Source organism: Methanosarcina sediminis (genome assembly GCF_052056915.1).
Taxonomy (GTDB): domain Archaea; phylum Halobacteriota; class Methanosarcinia; order Methanosarcinales; family Methanosarcinaceae; genus MTP4.
In genome coordinates this window covers 939492-961534 of the sequence record NZ_CP195119.1, presented here as the reverse complement: position 1 = coordinate 961534, position 22043 = coordinate 939492, and the positions used below count along the sequence as shown (strand labels likewise).

Below are 22043 nucleotides of genomic sequence, written 5' to 3'. Positions count from 1 at the left end.
TTTTGCTGTTCCGCTATTCTCCGTATTCGACGTCTAACTATCCAAATATATACTCCATTTTTATATATTATAATTAATCATTTATTTCAGTTGAATACCCCGTTGCTTGCAGCGGGGTGTGCCAGTGTAACTTTGATTAAGAAAATAGCTATAATGAAAGTTCCGGCAGATCATCCTGAAAAAGGCTTTAATGAAATTATTTCCATATTCTTAACTGTCCCTTAAATACATTGAGATCTTCAAGCTGTTCCTTGAAGAGTCCTGCAAAAATATCCGTTGTCCTTTATGGGGGGGTATATTGAGTATCCTGATAGCTGAAGATGAGACGATCTCGAATTTGTGGCTTAAGACCCTTTTGACAAAGTGGGGTTATGAGGTCATTTCAACCCGAAACGGGAGTGAAGCCTGGGAAATACTGAGCAGTGATGGCCCACCCGAAATTGCTATTCTTGACTGGGAAATGCCTGAAATGAAGGGCATAGAGGTATGTGAGAAAGTAAAAAAGGAATTACAGAACACTAACACTTACATAATCCTGCTAACAGGCAGGGACCTGGATGAAGACGTGGCTAAAGGGCTTGAAGCAGGTGCGGATGATTTCATAAAGAAGCCTTTTACTAATGAAGAGCTCAGAGCAAAACTCAATTTAGGTAAGAAGAAGCTGAAAATGTGGTCGCTAAATCTGTGATCGCTGAATCAGTGATTCCGATTTTCAGGCTTTCAATCCGGACGGTTTCTTCATTCACTGTTCAATCCGGTTTTTCCGGATAAAAAAAGGAAGTAAATAGGGTTATTCGATCGGTTATTCAATGGCTAACATAACGTTTGTTGCCTTGATCACCGCATATACTTCATGGCCTTCTTTTAAACCCAGGCTTTCAGCTGAATTTTTTGTGATTATTGAAGCTATTTCCGTACCACCCGGAAGTTCGACCACAATTTCCGAATTTACCGAACCGTGGACTATGCTTTTGACCTTGCCTTTCAAAACATTGCGTGCGCTTATTTTCATACTTTAACCCCCCCTTTCGGGTATTTGATTATTAATATGGTTGCTTCTGTTTATTATAAAAATAATATGAACCTGACTTTCTGAACCTTATTTCTGATTAAATCCGCTCATGGGGTTCCTGGCTTTTGTATGGACTCTGCAGTCTTGAACTCTGAAGCTGGAAAACAGATATAATATAAGCCAAAAAGTCTCCCGGGAGGAGCTTTTATGTTTAAGGAATGTGATGAAACCGGCAATAAAGAAGTCCTTCCCAGCATCCGGATGAAAGCTGTCGTCTACGGCGACAAAACCCTTATGACCGAATCTCTCCTGAAAGCAGGCGGCTTCCTTCCTGCCCACGACCACATCCATGAACAAACCGGCTACATGGTCTCGGGAAAAATGCGGTTTAGAATCGGCGAAGAAACCTTTGAAGTTTCCCCGAGCGATTCCTGGAATATCCCGGGCGGCGTTCCTCACAGTGCGGATATTTTAGACGATTCAGTGGCTGTTGAAGTTTTCTGCTCAAGAAGGGACGAGTATATCGGGTAAACCTGCGGCAGGTTTACAGGTTAACTTCTGTTTTTATTTATAACTCACATTAACTTCTTTTTTTATTTATTAATCAACATAGCAAATTTCTTAGTTCATTTTGCCGGAAAAATATGCCGGATTGAGGGCATTAATGCGAGTAAAATCCTTCTACAAGTCCATTTTTTTGTTTTTTTGTTCTTAATTTTTACATGTTCACGAAATTTTTGGAGAAAATATATATACTTCATTATTATATATGATATATTATATGGAGGTGCATTATTGAGTCTTGTAACCAATATATGGGGATTACTTACGCTGTTATCGGCGGTATGGGTCATTTATGACGTGTTGATGAAAAACCGAACCTTGAGCGACATAATGAAAATCGTGTGGATAGTAGTTGCCCTGGTATTTGGTATATTAGGAGCAGCGGCCTATTACCTGTTCGGGAGGAAAAAATGAGCAGACCCTTATTATGTGATTGATTTCCCGCGATCCTTTTTCTTTTTTAGTTTCCGATGCCGGTAAAGAAACGTTAACCAATTGGTTTCAAACCGGCTTTTCTTTTCTTGAAAAAACTGATTGTTCTGCTGCTCGTCCTTAAATTACTTTTTCTACAAATCCAGGTCTAGATTTTATCTCGCTGGAATGTAGCAGTATTTCAATAGAAAGGAATGGTAAAGGAAGGGAAGTAGAAATGAGCTATCAGTAAGATGGATAAGCTGACTGTCGGAACAGTGAGATTATCATCAACATTCTCTATTCGCTCAACGAACGAGCACACTATTCCCGCAAGAATTCCGGCAGGGCCCATTTTGGCGCCGATGATTATGCAAAGGACCAGCATACCTGCAGTGCCTTCCCAGGCTTTCGTCCGTTTGCTATACTTGAGGTTCCTTATTATTCCGGTAATCCCGTCCCCGTATGCCATGAAAAGCACGGGGATCACTCCGATCCAGAGTGTTTTGTCGATGTACCAGGTCAAAAGCACTATTATTCCCCAGATGAGTGTGAAATCAACCTCGTAGATATTGTCCGGGTCCTGAAACCAGTACATCAGTCTGCCGGTCTTGTGCGGGAGGTATGTCGCAAAAGCAAGTCCGAGTGCAAGGGCTGCCGGCACGACAGGCTCCCGGACAAAAAAGGGCAACAGCATTGCGGTTAGTCCTCCCGCTAAAAAATGGATTACTTTTCTGGCAAAGTATATTGACGAATTGTGCGATCTTCCCTTCTCCAGGGCAAATTCATAAGTCTTTTTTGCCAGAACAAAGATTACAAATAAATTCCAGACCCCAAGGAATGCAAATAAGGGCAGGTCCGCTATTATGGATTCCAATGGGATTTGAAGGAAGGCTTCCATAACACTCTGTATATCTTTAGTGCATAAGTTTTTTTGGATTTGTGATCTCTTCCACTGACGGGACCCCAATCTAATTCATTATCTTCTGACCAAAGGCTTCTTTTTCCCAATCCAACCCCCGGGGGCTTCCCTGCAAAGGCTTTCGGTTTCAATATAGTATTTTATGGGCATTCCACCCTCAGTGGTATACTCAATTCCTAACATATTTTCTCTATTTTTTTCCTTCTGGAATAATTATAGGCAGGTAAATTGGCTGACTCAGGGCAGATATGTAGTACAATCAAATTACTGTTAGCTTAATGAATGTGGTATTTTTCTCCCACTGAACTTGATGCCTGTCTGGCAGATTTTTGAAAATATCCCGGTATTAAGTAACTTTTACTCTCTTAAGGGCCTGTTTTTTCTTTAATTCTGTTTTTCCTGAACCGTTCATTTACCCTTATTTTTGTCAGGTATTTTTCTTGAAAATTAGAGAGGTCGTATACAAAAATTCAAATTATGCTGGTTAGAGCCTAATGATATTGATTAATCAAAAAAATATTCTGTTAAAAATCCTACTATTGTAAAAAATGTGAAAAAATATGAAAAAATAAGTGATATTTGCGTCCTCATCCAGACCTCTGATAGCTCCGAACAGAACCTAATGGGTGGGGGGGTTGTGGTATAGAAGAGGTTCGGAGACACTCTCTATCTGCATTCTGGATGAGAACACAACTTTATCTCAGCAATCATATCTTATGGTACTTCCTCTATTTAATACTTTTGAATTTATATGTAACATGTAATGTTATTCAATAATGGTTTGATTATGTTAATGTTATAATGTTATATGATTGAATTTGATTTTGTTGAATGGGCTTTATTTCTAACGTGTGGCAAAAAACGGAATCAAGTAAAATTATTTAGAATTTATGTGTCGCCTGCCGAAAGTAGGCTAATAACATTCCTTTATTTTTCACATCAAATGAATAATAACAGAATATTTTAAATTATAAAAAAAGTTAAAACCGAGTGTTTGGAGTAAATAGAGGATAAATATAATTGTTATGGAATTTGGCCAGGTAGTGCTCCTTCTGTCAACTTCAAGTTATCCCGAGTAGCACTGCCAGAAAAGCTGCATAAAGAACCGTCAGGGCAATTCCCTCCCATCTTTTTATTTCCCAGCCTGTGGCGATGAACACGAGGAGGACCGTGCTTATGAATATCATGAAAGGAGCAGTCAAAAAGATGCTTATCTCCTCGATAGCTATTGGAAAGAGCAGGCCTGAGACTCCAAGGATCAAGAATATGTTTGTGATGTTGGAGCCGATAACGTTTCCCAGGGCTATGCTTCCGTAGCCGTTTCTGGCAGCAGAGATTGTCACCATCAGTTCGGGAAGAGAGGTGCCTACGGCAACAAGGGTTGTGCCTATGACGGTATCCGGGATTTCGAGCAGCTACGCAAAAAAGATCGACTGCTCAACGAAATACCTTGCCCCAAGTATGACTGCCGCGCTGCCTGCAACAAGAGTCAGGACATCCCTCCTGAGGCCTTTCCTGGCCAGGGCCTGTTCCTCGCTCAGGTTTGAGTTCCTGTTCCGGCTTGCAGAGTTTATTTTTTGCTTCATGCTGTTCAGGTATTCCAACTTAACAAAATAAGTTATAAACTCCTTGAAATAGAACCTGCCTTTATTAGTGGGTATTTCCTCAAACAGGAAAAACACATAAGCCACGTAAAGCAGCACAAAGACAGCCGCTTCCAGCCTTGAGAGAGCTTCATTAAAAGCAGAGGCAAAGAAAAGCAGGGCTGCAAAAAGCATAATGTAGCCGTCTCTTCTGAGCATCTCGGGTGCTGTCTTTACCGGGGAAAGAGCTGCTGCAAACCCCACAATCAGGGCAATGTTTGCTATGTTCGAACCGGCCACGTTTCCGACAACAATTCCGCTTGCCTGCTGCAGCGAGGCGGCTATAGAGGAGGCAAGGTCGGGGACTGAGGTCCCCACCGCAACCAGGGTCAGGCCTATTACGAACTCCGAAATCCCGAGTTTTTTTGCGATAGTTGAGGCTGCTTTTACAAAGTAGTCGGAACCCTTGACCAGCAGGACCAGACCTGCCAGGAAGATGGCGGCGTTTCCCAGCACCATGAAGCTAGGTAGAATCTGTCTTACGTTTAAGTTTATTCGTTGACATTTTTAATTCTGAACCATTATGCGCCTCTCAGTGGTATGTGTCTCTCAGAACTGCCTTTTTTCTTACCGAATTTCTCCGGCTTCGAGTTCTCTTTCCAGGTCCGTGATATCAAACCAGACCCTTACTGTTTCTTCTTTTCCTGAATCGTTGAGTTCGATTTTTATGGGCTGGATCAAGTAATCCTTGATGGTTTCCCATCCCCCTCTTCGGATGTCGGTGATTTCCCATGGGCCGGATTTCGGGTCTTTCTTCCTGTCCCGGCTAAGCTGGGCAAGTAAATGTTTTTTCTCCATGTAAGATAGGTTTTCAATCCCTTTGATTTCGGACTCCCCCACTTCAGGCTTATCTATTTCAGGCATGTTTAATCTGTGCTGGTTTACCTTATGTTGGGTCGTATCTGGCTGGTTTACTTTATGTTGATTCACTTTATGCTGCTTCATATCGGGTTGATTAACTTTTGCTTCCATCTCTTTACCCCCTTTGTTTATTGATGGTCTCAGGTTTTGATCTACTTCAAAGCAAATTCAGATCAATTTCAACGCAAGCTTCAGGTCAACTTCAAAGCAAGTTCAGATCAATTTCAACGCAAGTTTCAGGTCAACTTCAAAGCAAGTTCAAATCAACGTTAAAGCAAGTTTCAGGTCAACTTCAAAGCAAGTTTAGATTAAGGGCCTGAAGGTCCTCGGGTCAAGGAAGAGAGCCCTCTGGCAGTAGCTGCACAGGGTTTCCAGGTTCGTCCCCCTGAGAAGGGCCCTGTCTACCTCTTCTTGCGGTGAGATGTACTGGGTCATTTCTTCCCCGCAGTAAGGGCATTTTATCTTCAGCCAGTCCAGCCTGGTTATCTGCCTTATATTCTGTATCAACATACCCATGGCGTCTTCATAGGCATCCGCGGAAAACCTGATCGGATTCAGGTGACGGATCAGGAAGGGCAGTTCCACCCCTGCTTCTGCAAGTGGAATTATTAGCTGGTCAGTCCCCACGGCCAGGCCGAGTTCCTGGTTTACTTCCGGGGCTCTTGCTCCTTCCGGGGTCAGGATTGTTATTACGCAGTCGGACTGCCGGATTCCGAAGCGTATTCGCTCTGCCCGGGAGAGGGACTGGGCTTTCCTGTACAGGGAATAAAAACTCTCCAGTTCCACGGCCCAGAGGGCCCGGGCCAGTTCCTGGGCAAGGGGCTCGTCCTGCTCACAGTGAGATATGTAGACTCTTGTGATCATGGTTAGGTCGCATAAGGGTTGCTTTGCTTTTTTATCCTTCAAGCCGCACTCAACACGAAGTTAACTTTTTTTGTCCTCATGTTTTCTGGTTGGTTCCGGACTGGGCACAGGTTCCGGTGATGGAACAGGTCCCGGTTCAGGACTGGGAATCGGTTCCGGCTGAATACTTGGTTTTTTTTCGTCTTTTTGCAAAATAATTTTCCCCCTTTTTATTTCTCCTCTGTTTATTTACCTCTTTATTTGTTTGCCATTTTATTTATATCTAAATATAATATCTCATTATAATATCTCATTATAATATCTCATTTTTCTCTTTTCGTGTTCATCTCTCGATGGAAAAGGAAATCTTGCTGAGGATATGGTTATATTTATCAACCAGTCCCTTGCGGTCGTCTGCGCCGATGTAGATGTCTGCGAGTTCGTAGCTGTAGCTGTCCCGGATCTGAAATTCGGAGAGCTGCTGGCCTTCCCTTACAAGGGACCTGATGATGGTGTCCGGGATTTCCTGTTTGATCGCGGCGATTTCTCCCCTTGTGGGGACTTTTACCACTTTTCCGGGTTCAAAGGTCCTGAGCATGAATTTTGCGGCGTAATTGTATTTCCCCTGCCATTCGAAGGGGACCGGTTTCCTGCCAAGGGCGATCTGAAGCATAACCCTATGGTGGGAGACGCCGTGCACTTTTTCAAACAGGTCGGCGTGGGACTGTGACATCCTCGGGTTGATTTCAAGCAAGTAGGTCTCGTCGCTGTCGGGGTCATAGAAAAATTCTGCGTTGAAGGCAGAATTGTCCAGCCCTACGTGTTTGATAATCTTCCTGCAGACCCCTGCCATATGGTCTTTTACCCGGTCAGGGAGGGATGAGGGGTATTCGTAGCTTAAGACGGAGGAGAAGTGTTCATCAAGGACCCAATCGACAACTCCGTATATTGCCACTTCCCCGTTCAGCACGTAGCCCTCCACGGTGCACTGCCGGCCTGAGAGGGGGCTTTCGGCAAGGCAGCTCTCTTTCATGTCCGCAAACTCGGACGGTATATCGTAGTTTTTCAGCAGGTAGCGGAATGGCTCGTGGAGGAAGCCGATCTTTTCTTGAATTTCGTGGACGTGGTCCCTGAACCCCTCTTCATTGTCCACCCTGAATGCCAGGAATGCCCTGAAGGACCTGACCGGCTTGATCCAGAACGGAGTTTTGATATCGATCAGGGCGCAGGCTTCTTCATCAAAAGGATCGAAAGCGCAGAACTTTGGAATATTATGGGGGATTATCTTCTGCTGTTCAAGCCGGCTCCAGTACTTGTGCTGGCATTTGAAGACGCTCTCCATACTCGGTCCCGGCACCCCGTAAGCTTCGACAAGGATAGGTACCAGGTCCGTTGCCGGAAAATCAAAGTAAGTGACAATGGCGTGAGTCTCTCCCGGAGTCGCTTCGATCCGCTGCCTGGCTTTTGCAATCAGCTCCCCCATGTCATAGCCCGGAACGTCCAGGATTTCACCTGCATCGAGCGCGGAATAAAAGTTACACTCGGAGGCTTCCGGAAGCCTCTGAAGTTTCTTGAGATTGAATGAATCCATACCAACAATAAAAACGTTCTTTTTCATGCATGCCCCTCAATCATGTCCTTTTTACTTACCGAGGGAATTGCTCAGTACTCGCTCTTACGAGTCTTCCATACTCCCCCTTTTATACTATTTATTTAAGAGGACATATAATTATCTTAGTTTATTTTTTTAGTATCATCTCTAAGCTTCTTTACGGGTGGCCTGTTTGCGTCAGCTGAATATGAAATTGAAAATGAAAAATAGGGTGATAAATAGGATGAAGAATAAAATGAAAAATAATAATGGAAGAATAATACGAAAAACGGAAATCGAAAAATAAAATAAAAAGTAGGTTATCACCGGAAGACTTCGGAGCTTTGTTTATTAGATTCCGTTTTATCTTTGATTCTGTTTTATCTTTGATTCTGTTTTATCTTTGATTCTGTTTTATCTTTGATTCTGTTTTATCTTTGATTCTGTTTTGTCTTCCGGATCATACATTTTTTGGATCCGGTTAATTTTCCGGACCATATATGTTTATGAACACTTCTTTTGAAGTTGACAGCAGTGTTTCGCGATCGGTTAAGACCAGGCCGATAGGTGTATATTCCGGGACAAGGGCTTTGAACGTAAATGTCAGGTCCGACTCTTCTTCCAGTGATACGTTTTTGTTTGAGGGGAAAAATTCCAGAAAAGGACTTTTGTTTTCATTGATTTCAGGGTCCGCCCTGCAGGTAAAAGTTTCTCCCAGAGCTACATCTGCCGGAAATGCCGGTTCGATAAGTTTTAATTTCGGGAATTTATCCCAATCTTCTGTAACCCCGTTGAGGGCTAGGTTTTCAAGCCAGTCGAGTAAGTCCTGGGTTATGTCGGTTTCAAGGTTGAAACCTTCCACATTAAAGCCCACGTTGTAGATCGCACTCAGCTGCTGGGAATAATTCTCAGTCGAAGCCGTAAGTGTAATATGCCTTTTGTTTTCAGGGTTAAGGCCCTGTATGCGGGAAATGTGCCTTTTGCTTTCAGGGTTGGGGCGGTGTACGCATTCGTTCAGTGCAGTTGCTGCAAGGGTTTTGAAAATTCTCTCGTGAACCGGGCCCGGGCCGCTGTTTGACACGTAGATTTCTATATTTATTCGTTCTTCGCCGTCGTGCATGCACCACTGCTTGAGTACGCCTTTCCACCCAACTCTGACCTGCTCCAGGTCCAGGGCCCAGCCGGAGAGGAGCGGATTTGCCAGGGGATCCGGCCAGTTGCAGCATACGAAGGTGTAGGGGTCCAGGCTTTCGTATTTTGCGGGGTAGTCCAGAAGTTCCTTAATTTTATTCAACTTTTCTGCTTTTTTGTCATCCATTTTTTCGTCTGGCAGAAGCGGGTTTGCGGCTTCAATTCTTTCTACATCAGCCACCCCGTACCCTGTTACGATATCCTCTTCTTTCCCGGGTCTCTCAAACCTTGTTGCCGGGTAAAGCGCGGGGTTTGAATCAACAGCCTGGCTGACATATTCTTCTGCCGTATCGTTTCCGGGGTGCGGCCCTGCGCAGGAGTCCAGTATATTGTCCTTATTCAATAAGCCGCAAAAAGCGTGATTGGCAAATCCGGTCCTGTGCCCAGAACCGTTGTCAATTATTTCAGGGTCATGCCTGCCCTCTTTTAAGAAAAAGGGGTTGTTGCATTCTCCCCTGCCAAGCAGGTCGGTCCTGTTGATGTATCCGAAAGGCTCCAGAAATAGCCATTCAATGTCATTTATCCCGATCCCGCCAAGGATTGCCTGTAGAGCTGCCGCCTGGTCGTAGCAGTTAGCAATCGGGACTGCGCCTGCCAGGTAGGCTTTCAGGTTGAAAAAACCGCCGTGCTCAAAGACTCCGTAATGGCTTGCTCCGCAAAAACTGTCGTATTTCAGCCCATGCTTGAAGTGGAAATAATCTACAACTCCCGAGACGCATTCCTCCTTTGACGCAGGGGTGCTGATGACCTTTCCGGAGAGGAATTCCAGTAACTCAACCCATGTCCCTCTCTTGAACATCGTGCCGGGTTGGTCAAATATCCAGTATATCTCTACTGGAATAGTTTCGATTGTTTCGGATGTTTTGATTGCTTCTCCTTTTTCTTCGGAGTTTCCTTCAGGGTTTCCAGTTTCTTCTTGATTCTCTCTGGAATCACCTTTTTCTTCTAGAGTTTCTTCTGGATCATCTGTTTCTTCCGGGTTTTCTTCTGGATCTCCTTTCTCTTCCGAATAAGCAATTTTCCAGACTATATCTCCCTTTTTACAGCAGAATTTGTCAATTGCTTTTTCAGGCCTTGTGGAAACGGTCTGCTCTTTTATGCCTCCCTCAATCTCGCCTGAAAATTCCAGATCATCTATTATTCCCGTTATTTTGAGGGTTTTTCCGCTTTCCAGTCCTTCCTGTTGGATTTCAAGAGAAATGCTATTGTCAAATTCATTGCCGATTACAAATACACCGGGGCTGTGGGTTTCCCTGCTGCTGGCGTCCCAGTTGGGTCCTGGCAGAACTTTGCCATTCAAGCAGGTTTTTACGCCCCCGTTGATATTGAGGGCTTTTATTTTTACATTTATTTTTGGGGTTTCCATATCTATTCCACACACTATCGAAAATTTGTTCGAAATTTATTCCCTAATCTGAATAAATTTTTTTAAATTTAACTCTTTCTATTTTTACCGGTTCCGCTCCAAAAGCCAGGGATGTGATGTGGAATGAAATGAAATGGATTTTGAAACCAATTGATTGAAGCTCTAATTGCTACTTTGAATTTCCAGGTTTGCTAAATAAAAGACGAAGTTAAAGTTGATTGGTTTATTTTATCGGTTTGCTTTGTTTCTGCGGGGGATGGAAGCGAAAGGATTCCTAAGATTTACAGGGACGTTTTCCGTAATGATTGATCGCACTTTTCCGATGTAACCGGAATAGTGTCTCCTGTGGTTCTTGTCCCGAACGAAGTGAGGCCAGCCCTTTTTGATAGAGAAGATTAAGGAGCTTCATGAAATAAAAAAACCTCATCTTTTTCAACCCTGAATCATGCGTCTGCCAATGAATTAAACATTTTGTTTTTTATTTTTTGGAGGTTTCGGGACGCTTGTGTGCACTTCGCCGAAGCAACCGTAGTTATTCGCAAAAATAGATTCTTCGACTCCTTCTCCCCTCTGCAACCTCCCTCCCCTCGTCACCGCCTTGTCGAATTGCTCAGTTCTTTTGAATATGGGAGGGCAGGCTTTTTGAAAGTAGCAGAGTTTATGTCGGTGGTATAGCTTCCTTTTTATTACATCAGGAGCTCGGAAGGTAACGAAATCTCCAGGTCGGAGATGAAGTGAACACTCGCACGTTTTTTGTGCTCCTTTAGATCGATAAACCCTTACTCATTTTTAATATGGGGTTTCTTGGTATCATGGTTACAAGAGTTGTGAATTCATATATCTGTTGATTTTTTTTTATCAGTATTTTTAGGATTTGATTTAAATCAAAAACTTAATGTCAACTTAATAGCTATTCAATATAAGTACTTTTAGAAGTAATTTTTAATCTTTTTAGGTGGAATATGTCTGAAAAAACTAAATCACAAATATATCTGGAAAAGATGCAATCAAAGTTTTATGAAGATGAAATTACTGGCCATCTTTCATGGATAAATAATCCAGAATTTTTAGAAGAATTTAAAAAAATATATCCCGAGGTTGATTTCAATGAAATAGAAAATTATATGGAAAAAACTGACTTGCCTACTATTTATGAAAATCCTGACACTTATTCTATTTTATTTGATTTATTTGAACAAATTGAAAAATCTGCGAAAGAACTTTTATCTAGGTTACCTATGCGCCCTCTTATTGGTACGTTACCAAGTGGAAAGGTAAACGCAATGGCAATAAAAGTTCCTGACACTGATGAATTTATGGTGGTTTTTGAAGATCAACTTTTCACTTTTGCAAATCTAATTGCAAAAATAATTGCACAATCTATACCTTTTAACCCAAGTTTGACAGTTAAATAAAAATCATAGTTCTTAGTAATGTTTGATCGACCAAAATGCAAACAAAACTAAGAACATATGAAATAACTCCTAACGACAATATATGCTTTCCCATCGGAACCATTCTTGCTGTTGAAAACCTGTATGAACAGCTTAATTTTTCATCTATTTTGGGTAAGCATAAGGCTAAAGGTATCGACTTCAATTCTTTGATCAAAGCTTTGCTTAGTTATAAGCTTACAGAGAACTTTAGCATTGATCGGGCTCATAAATGGATTAACCAGGACGAAGTCCTGGAATTTTTCAATCTTGAAAAATTCAATGAAAGGGTTCTGTACAGAACCCTTCAAACTTTGGGAAGTAATAAAGAAGAGATCATTCTGGATATTCAGGATGTTTTGTTCTCCATGTACAATTTTGAACACACTAATATCAACATGGATTGGACAAGTATTGTTCTTTATGGTGATAAGTCTCCACTTGGTAAATATGGTTACAGCCGCGATCACCGTCCAGATAAAAAACAGATTACTTTAGGAGTAAGCGAACTTGCAGATCCAATAAACTTACCTGTTGGAATTACTGTGGAAAAAGGAAACGTTCCCGATCAGACTCATTTTAAAAAAACGTATCAGCAGGTAAAAAGTAGACTCAATAAAGAGTCACTTGTTGTTTTTGACAAAGGTGCAAATAGCATAAAAAATCTAGCTCTGATCAAAGAAGATGAAATGGATTACCTTACTGCAAAGAAGCTCAACGCCAGCGATGATAAGTTGATTAAAATGTTTGATCAGCTTGATCCTGAAGTCGTTGACAAAGAAAAGGGGATCTATGGGATAAAGATTGTAAAACCCAGCAGTACAAACTACCTCTATTTCTCAGAAACCTTAAAAAAACAGCAATTGGAAGCAAGAGTCAGAAAAGTACAGAGAATGGTGGAAGAGGCAAAAGAGATACAGAAATCAATTGATGAGAACAAGAAACTTCCGAAGAAATTCAGAATCAATAATAAACTCATTGATATAAGTTATTCATACCAGACAAAGCTGGTTGAGATGAGTGAAGATGAAGCCTTTGAACTCCTTGAAGAAGAGGTAATTAATGGAAGAGAAGGATTTTTCTGCCTAAAATCAAGTAAGAATTTGACACTTATAGATGCTCTTGAAACCTACAGGAAAAAGGATTCAATTGAAAAAATATTTAACTCGCTGAAAAACGAAATAGAAATAAAACCACTAAGGGTCTGGACGGATGAGAGCATCTATGGAGCAATAATCATAGGATTCATTGCTCAATTACTCATATCGCTGATGCGATATGAGTTCAAAGAACTCAAGCATACGTCAACAAAATTCATAAAAAAGAGTCTATCGAATTTGACAGTTACCGTAGATTTTCTGAAGAATAAGAATAAAACTTATATTTATGCCAATTTTGATTCCATAAATCGCTTGATTATAACCCAAAAACAGGGAATTTCTTAGAAAATTCGATGAATTTATTTGAACTGTCAAATACCTTTTTCTGACAAAAATCGGGAAAAATGAAGGAAATTTTAATTAAAATTAGTGGAAACTGTCAAAGTCAGGCTGTAAGTGCAACAGTACGCAGTCCTTTTCGCTCACTTCGTTCACTCAAGAGAACGATTTTAGGTATTTTTCATGATTTGTGAGGTGGAGGCTGGGATTTTTGAAGAGGAGGAGAAGGTAGGAGGGGCGGCTTTTTCTCGATTTGAGGAGAGAATTGGTTTGTGCCGGGGGTGGTGATCTAGGATTGGGTATTCGGAGGAAAGGGTAGGGGTATTTTATTAAACCATTTGAACTATTGTTCGAGAGTATAATGTAAGCTTTCCAAATGAAGAGCATCTAGATTTTTTTCATTTGTTACTGAAAATTTGTTACGAATTATTTTCTTCTTTTACTTCATTGTTTTTTTCTTTGAGTTCAGATATATTATTCTCAATATGCACCATAGGAATCATAGGAATGATACTACTTAGAATTGAATATTGTTTTACTATATCATTTTGTTCCCTAATCTGATGAATTCTATCAAAAATGCGTTGATTATTCGGAATATTCGGAATGCTTGATTCTAAAGTAAAGACAAGGTTTTCAACAAACCAACTCATTTCTTCCTGACTACCGATTTCCCATTTCTGAACCTCTTGACTGACAGCACATACAATTTCTTCTGTATCAGTTCCTTTTGATACTTGGCACGCGGTCTTTACTTTTTCCTGGATTTCTTCTAAAAGTTCCTTAAGTTTTCTATCTAGAATTGGAAGACCTTTTCTCATCACCCGTGTTGCTGAAGGTGCCAGTTTTTCTGTATCTTTAGTAATTTCTGTTATATTTTCGCAATGTTTTCTGTATATATATAGATTATCTTTCTTTTTTGTAAGATCTAGATCTTCTAGATGTTGAACTTCTTTTAATGCATTAGCAAGATTTTCAACTGCTTCTAAAAGTAGTGCTTTATTTTTAGAATTTCCAATTGAATATTTTGCGTCATCAATATATCTATCTATTTCGTCTTTTGAGGACTTATTTTTGAAAATTATTGTATAGAATGCACGATAAAAAGGGAGGCAGAATCTAGAAGGATTTTTAAACACTGAACAATCCGAAGAAATCTGAAAGTAATTAATTGCATTTTCTAACTCTTCTTTGTAACTTTTTTCAGTCCCCGATTGAGATGCTTTGAATATATGTATTTTTCCAAGATAATAATTTGCTGCCGCTTCAACATCATTCTCTTCATCATTTGTTAATTCATAAAGTTTTTTCAATACTTGTTTTTTGTCTGAGGTATGTTGGTAAATCGATCCTAATGAACTTGTAGCTCTTTCTCTTACACCACTGTCTTCATCATTTGCTAATCTTAACATGTCTTCAAAAGCCTGCTTCTGATTAGAGTTATTCGAAATATGTGGAAATGCTGTTCCCAGAGAATAAGCTGCCCCCTCTTTCACATCATTTTCTTCATCACCAGCTAATCTATGTAGATCTTCCCATGCCTTTTCCTTATCCGGAATATATTGAAATGATAAACCAAATGATTTTGCTGTACTCCATCTCACATAGTTGCTCTCATCAAATGTTAGTCTGTGTAGATCTTCCCATGCTTGTTGCTTATCCGGAATATGTGGAAATGCCAAATTCAATGAATCTGCCGCGTTCCATCTAACTTCAGTATACATATCCATAGTAAGCTTGTGTAGAACTTCCCATGCTTGTTGCTTATCCGGAATATGTGGAAAAGCGGTCCCTAAAGAGGATGCTGCACTTGATCGTACAAATTTGTCTTTGTCATTTGAGAGCCTACGTAGATCATCACATTCTTGGTTTTCATTAGGCAAATATGGAAAAGCAATTCCAAGTGAGGACGCTGCACTCGATTTTACGATGTTATTTGGATCAAATGTTAGTCTGTGCAAATCTTCCCATGCTTGTTGCTTATCTGGAATATATTGAAAATAAGTCGCCAGAGAAATCACGGCATTTTTTCTAACATGGATATCCTGATCTAGTGTCAGTTCATGGAGATCATTCCACACTTCATCTTTTTCTGCTATGTATTGAAGAGAAGATCCTAATAAATGCGCTACCTTCTTCTTGATATTTGGATTACTATCCGTTGCCCTTTTATGCAAATCCTCAAAATTCAGTTTACCCATTTCTTTTCCAAAATAGGTTAGTCTATTAGAGATCTCTTCGATGTGGTCTGCAGACATAGAAGATTGCTCTAAGATACTCCTAATTTGCATATACAATGAATAAGAATCTGCATATCTTTTTGTTCTTTCATATAGGGATTCCAACTTACCAAGGTATTCTATAACTTCTGGATGATCGAAAGGTAAGGTACGCGTTCGGATTTTAAGCCCTCTTTCTATAAGAGGAATGGCATCTTCGTAGTTCTTCTGTTTAATGTAAAAATCTGCTAGTCTATCTAAGTTTTGAAGGTATTCAAAATGATCTGGATCCAAAACTTGCTCAAAAATTCTCATTGATTGTTTGTAAAGAGGTTCAGCATCTTCGTATCTATTCTCTTTTTCGTAGATTAATGCTAAACTTTTGAGAGTATGTGCCACAAGTGGATGATCAGTGCCCAAAACATGCTTGCGGATATAGAGAGCTTTTTCATACCAAGAAATTGCTTCTTCATAGGATTTTTGGCATTGGGTTTCTTCATTCTGAGTTAATGCAATATTTTTGTAAACATCTGCAATTCTGTTAAAGTTGTCCGCAATAGCAAATTGATCAGGATTAAGTTCACGTTTAAGGACTTCAAGCGCATTTTTATACTGTCCCAGAGAATCTTTATACAAACCGAGTTTGAAATAGACGTTTCCTTTTTCGGAATGTGCCAAGGCATAATCTTCTTTTATTGATAATACTTCTTCGTATGTATCCAAAGCTGCCCTATATTCCTTTAGATGGTATAAACTTAGTCCTTTACTTAACCAAGCTAGAGCAAAATCTTGCTTTATTTCTATTGCTTTTTCGTAAGCTACTAACGCTTCTGAATATCTGCCAATTTTTAAAAGGTAATTTCCCACTTGAAAGAATTCTAAAGGATTAGCTCTTATTTCGAAATTGTCACTAGATTTTAGATTTCCACACAATTTCACTTTTTTTGAGATTACTTCTCTAAGAATCAGTGCATATATATTTTTTGGATCTATTTGTATTGCTTTTCCACAATTTTCGGATGCTTCTTCATACTGGCCTAGCTCAAAAAAGGTGCTTCCTTTATTGTAGTATATAAATGAGTCTCCAGGTTTTAGCTCTAGAGCTTTATCGTAAGCATCAAATGTTTCGTCATATCTACCAAGTTTAGAAAGAGCCATTCCTTTGAAAACCAAAGATATTACATTATTTAAAATATCCATTTTTGCTTTATGATGCCCCTCATCATAAGCTTTAGATGCTTCATAATTTCTATTTTGTTCGAGAAGAATATCTCCTTTGAGAATCAGTGCATCTGAGATATCCTTTTTTAGGTCTAATGCTCTTTGGATGTCTTTAAATGCTTCTTCGTATTGCTCAAGTTCAAAATTTGCATTACTTTCAAGAACCCAGCTTATAAATTCACTATTTCTGGTATCGTATCCCTTTGATTTCAATTCTCCATTGAATTTTTGTTTAGCTTTATTTGCTTCTTTTTGTATTGAATTTAAATTCAAGTAATATGAAGTTTTAAAAAGTTCATTTATCGAATTAACAACTTTTGGGAGGACATATTTATTTTTTTTGAGATCACATATCGATATAGAAGACATTTGTGCGTTTTGTTCAATTGAAATATCTCCTATTTTCTCTAACACATCAACTATTTTTATTGATAATGGCACCATTTTTTGATCAATAGCTGCTTTTCCAATTTGATCGAGAGACCCTATAGCTTTTGTTGCCAAATACCCTAATTTGTTTTCAACTGATATTTCAGAAATTTGTCTAAGGAAATGTATTGACATGCTTGCTGAATCATTCATTTTTTCTTCAACTGATGCCTTTCCAAGTTGACCTAAAGATTCTGTGGCTATAACAGAAGTACTTAACATCTTTTGCTTTATTGCTATGTTACATACATTATGCAGGTTTGGCAACACTTTAAGGACAAAATCTTCGTTGTCTTTTTTTACAGCTAGTTTCCCAACTATTGTAAAATGATTAAGAAAATTTTCCAGTATTCCTTTGAAATCTTCAACATCAATATTTATTGATTTAAATATCTGTTTTGTGCGCTCTTCTATATTGAGGATCCCTTTCAATGCTGTTTGATTATCAACATTTATCAGTGAATTACTTACTATGTCTATAATTGGATGAATTGGGTCTCTATCATCATAGTCCCTTGTATGCTTCCTATTTGCGGCTAGCTTAAATCGTTCTTCAGTTATATCTTCGGCAAGAATCTCAATTATTTTGGATGGATTTAGAAGTTCAAGTGTATTTTTAATATACACCCATAATGAAGTAAATGCGATAATACTAAGAAAAAAAGTGAACCATATAGCTGTTTGAATGTCAAAAAGAACATAAACAATTTCAGTCGGCAAATATTTTTGAAAAGCGTTTGCTAAGTATAAATCGCCTTCTCCAATCTGTTTTAGTATGAATGCCCCATAAATCATGGCTCCTATATAAATTACCATGATTATCCAAAAATCTGGGTTTCTATTCTTATCTTTGAATATCTCAGTAACTCTCGGAGAATAACAAGAAGCAGTCTGTTGTACTGCAACGAGGCTTAGAGTTACTATTATGGCAAGAATTGCAGCTTCACTTTGTATTAGAGCACTAATTGTATAGCGGGCACTATCAGGATTAGAATATACAAATCCATTATATGAAAGAACTATTGAAATAGCAACTGAGGCGATGATTGTGAATAAGTAGAAACTGATCTTTTTTCGGAGTTTGTTGCCCTTAAAAAATCGATGAATATGTGATTTTATCTCAAGTGCCATTACAATTTATATTCAAACGTATTAGATTATTAATTTTTCTAAAAATGTTATCTGTTTCTTGCTAGCCAATCCTTAATTTTTCCAACAATTTTTGAGGGGAAATTCATCAGTTTTATCGCTTCCTTTCCACCAATTATTTCTTCAATTTCTTTCCTTTCAGATTCGGAAAAACTCTGAAGAGGAATTTTTTTGTTAAGTTTTATTCCGTTGCCGTAAAAGTCGATTCCTGTTGATATAGTGAGGTCTGTATTTGATTCCGATAAACTTACTAAAAAACAATCTATTTTTTTCTCTAAATCCTCGATTTTATTTCCTAAGTACAGATTTGGAATTAGTGGGATTATAGTACACAATATTCCATATTGTTTCACCAAATCTTTTTGATTTCTCATTTGTTCGATTCTATCAAAAATGAGATTATTTTCTGGAACTTGTGGGATTGTAGCTGCCAAGGAAAATACGAGATTTTCAACATACCAGCTCATCTCTTCCTGACTACCGATCTCCCACTTCTGAACCTCTCGACTGACAGCGCATGCAATTTTTTCTGTATCAGTACCTTTTGATACCTGGCACGCTTTCTTTGCTTTTTCCTGGATTTCATCGAGAAGGGATTTCAGATTTCGATCGAGAATGGGAAGCCCTTTCCTCATCACTATTGTAGCAGAAGGTGCTTTTTCTTCGGTATTTTTCATTAACTCTGCGGCCTGTTCGCAGTATTTCCTGTAAAAATTAAGTTCTCCTTTCTTGGCTGCTAGGTCCATATTTTCAAGGTTCTGGACTTCTTTTAACGCATTAGCAAGATTTTCAATCGCTTCAAAGAGTAATTTTTTATTATCGGACCAACCAATCTCTCCTTTTGCCTCTGCAAGGTATTTCTCAACCTCATCTCTAGCCTCTCGCTTTTCAATGGAAATTATTGTGTAAAATGAGCGGTAAAAGGGGAAGCAAAATTTAGATGGATTATCCAAGGCAGGTTCTTTAGCTGCATTTTCAAAAAAATCAATCGCTTTTTTAAGCTCCTCTAAATATGCTTCTTCATTATCAGATTGAGATGCCTTGTAAATAGAAATTCTACCTAGAGAATGATATGCTCTGACTCTCACATAGCCTTCTTGATCTGAAGTCAGTTTGTGTAAATCTTTCCATGCCCTTTCTTTACCGGGCACATATAGAAAACAAGTTCCTAGTGCTTCTACTGCCCCCCATCGCACCTCGCTGTTTTGGTCTGAAGTTAATCTGTGTAAATCTTCCCACGCTTTTTCTTTATCCTGTACATATTGAAAAACATTTCCTAGTGCATCTGCTACTTTCTCTCGCACATATCTGTCTTCATGTAAAGTAAATCTGATTAAATCTTTCCACGCCCTTTCTTTGTCAGGCACATCTTGAAAAGCAGTTTTAAATGCCACTACCGCACTGTCTCGCACCTCGCTGTTTTGATCCGAAGTCAATCTGTGTAAATCTTCCCCCGCCTTTTCTTTATCAGGCATATCTTGAAAAGCAGTTCCAAGCGTTTCTGCTGCCCCCTTTCGCACCTCGCTGTTTTGATCTGAAGTTAGCCTGTGTAAATCTTCCCCCGCCTGTCCTTTATCAGGCACATCTCTAAAAACAGTTTTAAGTATTTCTGCTACTCCCTTTCGCACATCATTTTTTTCATCTGTAGTTAGTTTGTGCAAGTCTCCCCATGCTTGCTCTTTATCAGGCAAACTTCGAAAAACAGTTCTAAGTGCTTTTATTGCCCTCGATCGCACATGGCTTTTTTCATCTGAAGTTAGTCTGATTAAATCTCTCCATGCCTGTTCTTTATCAGGCAAATACTGAAAAACAGTTCCAATTACCTCTGGTGCCCTTGATCGCACACCGCTGTTTTGATCTGAAGTCAGCCTGTGTAAATCTTTCCCCACCTGTTCCTTGTCAGAAAGATATTCAAAACTACTACATAGTTGATCCACTGCCTTTCCACGTTCTTCTGGATTATCACTATTACATTTTCTATGAATCTCTTCCTGATCAACCAATTCCCTGCACCATAACCTTCTAACACCCCAAAATTAATAAATCATTCTTTTTTCCACCATCTTTCCACCAACCTTACTACCAATCCGCTACAAGCCTACCACCCTTATTTTCCAATCAAACGTCATGTCCAGATTTTGAACGTACTCCAAAACCATGAGTAGTCAGTTTCTCCTTCGGTTTTAGTTCTTTTTTTGCTGTCCGAAGCTTTGCTTTTCGAGCTATATTCGTACTGATAGGTGGCTGTTCAAAACAATTAAATACAATTTTCGCCAATTATATATCTAAATTTACGGATTTTTCACAAAAATTAGGTATAAATTATAAAATCCGCAATTCAGCTCTGAGGGGTTCAGGTGTTAATCGAGTTCAGCATCGAAAATTTCCGGTCGATAAAAGAAGAGGTAACTTTCAGCCTCCTGGCATCTCCCGATAAATCGCTGGAGAAGAATACGTTTGAGTCAGAGGCGTTGAATAAAGGGGACAGGCTGCTCAGGACTGCGGCTATCTACGGGGCGAACGCTTCGGGTAAGAGCAACATGGTCATGGCTTTTGGAACTCTCCGGGAGATGGTCTTGAATTCCATGTTGAACAGGCCCGGGGACCTGCTCGTGCACACTCCTTTCAAGCTGGATGAGGGGTGTCTGGAAAAGCCTACAAGGTTTAAGGTCGTTTTTATCCACAATAATGTGCAGTATGTCTATGGCGTGGCTTTTACGGGGGAAAGGATAGTTGAAGAATTCCTGCACTATTACCCCAGGGGCCGGAAATCGCTTATTTTTGAAAGGAAAGTAGGGAATGGGGAACAGGAAGCAAAGTTCACTAAAGACCGGAGGGTGCAGAAGGGGATTCTTGACCGGACCCTGGATAATGTGCTTTACCTGTCGAGTTCAGCCCAGCAAAAGTATGAAAAAACAATGGAAGTTTTCCGGTGGTTCAGGGAAGAGTTAACTGTCATACAAAAAGCTGACCATCCCGGCCTGATGGATTATACGGTCGAGCTGCTGGGCAGAAGTGAGGAATACAAAAAGCTGATTCTGAAAACGCTGGTTGCAGCCGATCTCGGGATTGAGGACATTCTGGTTGAGTACAGGGAACTTCCTTTTGAAAGTTTTTCTTCGAAACTGTCCGGGGAGCAGGGCTGGCTTTCTGTGCGGGAAAGCAGGAACAAAAGCGAACTTGTAGACATAAAAACCGTTCATAGAGCTGGAATTGGAAATGTAACTGGAATTGAGAATGGAAATGTAAATAGAATTGGGAGTGAAAATGAGAATGGAAATGAAACTGTAAACGAAGAGTGGCAGGAAAAGGGGACGGAAAAAGTCTCTTCCACCGTGCAATTCGATTTCTACGAAGACGAGTCCGAAGGGACAAAAAGGATATTCTATCTGATAGGGCCCTTTATCGATGCCCTGGTTAACGGAAAGACGCTTGTGCTGGACGAACTGGACCTCAGAATGCACCCTGTTCTCTGTGAATACCTTGTCAAGCTCTTCCAAGACCCTTCCAGGAATAAAAAGAATGCACAGCTCGTCTTTGCAACCCATGACGTGAACCTGCTTGACCTGAACTTATTCAGGAGAGACCAGGTCTGGTTTACCGAAAAAGACCCTGGGACGGGAAGCACGGAGCTTTTTTCCCTTACGGAGTTCAGCCCAAGAAGAGATAAAAATATTCGGAAGGGATATCTTGCGGGAAGGTACGGAGCTCTTCCGTTTATCGGGGCTGCTGAAGGGCTCAACTGAAAG

Annotated in this window: 14 protein-coding genes and 1 pseudogene; 6 read left to right on the top strand and 9 right to left on the bottom strand. The window is 39.9% G+C overall.

What is annotated here, in order from left to right; genetic code table 11:
- Window positions 1-298 precede the first annotated feature (298 nt).
- Window positions 299-688 carry a response regulator gene (locus ACSAZK_RS04025; RefSeq protein WP_440956123.1) on the top strand — a complete coding sequence of 130 codons (390 nt, stop codon included), beginning with the start codon at window positions 299-301 and terminating at the stop codon, window positions 686-688.
- Window positions 689-802: 114 nt separating this feature from the next.
- Here ACSAZK_RS04025 and ACSAZK_RS04020 read toward each other — a convergent pair whose 3' ends face one another.
- The gene (locus ACSAZK_RS04020) at window positions 803-1012 is read right to left on the bottom strand and encodes a TOBE domain-containing protein (RefSeq protein WP_440956122.1); all 210 of its coding nucleotides are present in this window, start codon (window positions 1010-1012) and stop codon (window positions 803-805) included.
- A gap of 207 nt (window positions 1013-1219) precedes the next feature.
- On the opposite strand from ACSAZK_RS04020, the gene ACSAZK_RS04015 reads away from it, so the two are divergent.
- Both ACSAZK_RS04015 and ACSAZK_RS04010 read left to right on the top strand, forming a co-directional pair.
- The gene (locus tag ACSAZK_RS04015; RefSeq protein ID WP_440956121.1) at window positions 1220-1543 is read left to right on the top strand and encodes a cupin domain-containing protein; all 324 of its coding nucleotides are present in this window, start codon (window positions 1220-1222) and stop codon (window positions 1541-1543) included.
- Window positions 1544-1807: 264 nt separating this feature from the next.
- On the top strand, window positions 1808-1990 hold the full coding sequence (locus tag ACSAZK_RS04010) for a PLDc N-terminal domain-containing protein (protein ID WP_048178235.1): 183 nt from the start codon (window positions 1808-1810) through the stop codon (window positions 1988-1990).
- A 199-nt stretch (window positions 1991-2189) separates the two neighbouring features.
- Here the strand turns inward: ACSAZK_RS04010 and ACSAZK_RS04005 are convergent, their stop codons facing one another.
- The 6 genes and pseudogenes from ACSAZK_RS04005 to ACSAZK_RS03980 form a co-directional block, all read right to left on the bottom strand.
- Window positions 2190-2684 (bottom strand): dolichol kinase, encoded by a 495-nt coding sequence (locus ACSAZK_RS04005; RefSeq protein WP_440956120.1) that lies wholly within the window; start codon window positions 2682-2684, stop codon window positions 2190-2192.
- A gap of 1286 nt (window positions 2685-3970) precedes the next feature.
- Window positions 3971-5011, bottom strand: a pseudogene (locus tag ACSAZK_RS04000) (calcium/sodium antiporter).
- Between the two features lie 108 nt (window positions 5012-5119).
- Window positions 5120-5524 carry a hypothetical protein gene (locus ACSAZK_RS03995; RefSeq protein WP_440956119.1) on the bottom strand — a complete coding sequence of 135 codons (405 nt, stop codon included), beginning with the start codon at window positions 5522-5524 and terminating at the stop codon, window positions 5120-5122.
- Between the two features lie 192 nt (window positions 5525-5716).
- Window positions 5717-6277 carry a toll/interleukin-1 receptor domain-containing protein gene (locus ACSAZK_RS03990; protein ID WP_048178242.1) on the bottom strand — a complete coding sequence of 187 codons (561 nt, stop codon included), beginning with the start codon at window positions 6275-6277 and terminating at the stop codon, window positions 5717-5719.
- Window positions 6278-6599: 322 nt separating this feature from the next.
- Entirely contained in the window at window positions 6600-7874 is a 1275-nt protein-coding gene (locus ACSAZK_RS03985) for an ATP-grasp domain-containing protein (RefSeq protein WP_440956118.1), read from the bottom strand.
- A gap of 454 nt (window positions 7875-8328) precedes the next feature.
- Complete coding sequence (locus tag ACSAZK_RS03980; RefSeq protein WP_440956117.1) at window positions 8329-10404, bottom strand: hypothetical protein; 2076 nt, start codon at window positions 10402-10404, stop codon at window positions 8329-8331.
- A 962-nt stretch (window positions 10405-11366) separates the two neighbouring features.
- Here ACSAZK_RS03980 and ACSAZK_RS03975 point away from each other — a divergent pair.
- Window positions 11367-11819: a hypothetical protein gene (locus tag ACSAZK_RS03975; protein WP_440956116.1), complete on the top strand. Its 453-nt coding sequence runs from the start codon at window positions 11367-11369 to the stop codon at window positions 11817-11819.
- Between the two features lie 35 nt (window positions 11820-11854).
- The gene (locus tag ACSAZK_RS03970; RefSeq protein ID WP_440956115.1) at window positions 11855-13282 is read left to right on the top strand and encodes an IS1634 family transposase; all 1428 of its coding nucleotides are present in this window, start codon (window positions 11855-11857) and stop codon (window positions 13280-13282) included.
- A 413-nt stretch (window positions 13283-13695) separates the two neighbouring features.
- On the opposite strand, the gene ACSAZK_RS03965 is transcribed toward ACSAZK_RS03970, so the two are convergent.
- Entirely contained in the window at window positions 13696-18276 is a 4581-nt protein-coding gene (locus ACSAZK_RS03965; RefSeq protein ID WP_440956114.1) for a DUF2254 family protein, read from the bottom strand.
- A gap of 47 nt (window positions 18277-18323) precedes the next feature.
- Window positions 18324-20297, bottom strand: coding sequence for a HEAT repeat domain-containing protein (locus ACSAZK_RS03960; RefSeq protein ID WP_440956113.1), 1974 nt, complete (start codon window positions 20295-20297; stop codon window positions 18324-18326).
- 354 nt (window positions 20298-20651) lie between these two features.
- Here ACSAZK_RS03960 and ACSAZK_RS03955 point away from each other — a divergent pair, with 354 nt between their 5' ends.
- Window positions 20652-22040, top strand: a complete 1389-nt coding sequence (locus ACSAZK_RS03955; protein WP_440956112.1) for an AAA family ATPase — start codon at window positions 20652-20654, stop codon at window positions 22038-22040.
- Window positions 22041-22043: the final 3 nt, after the last annotated feature.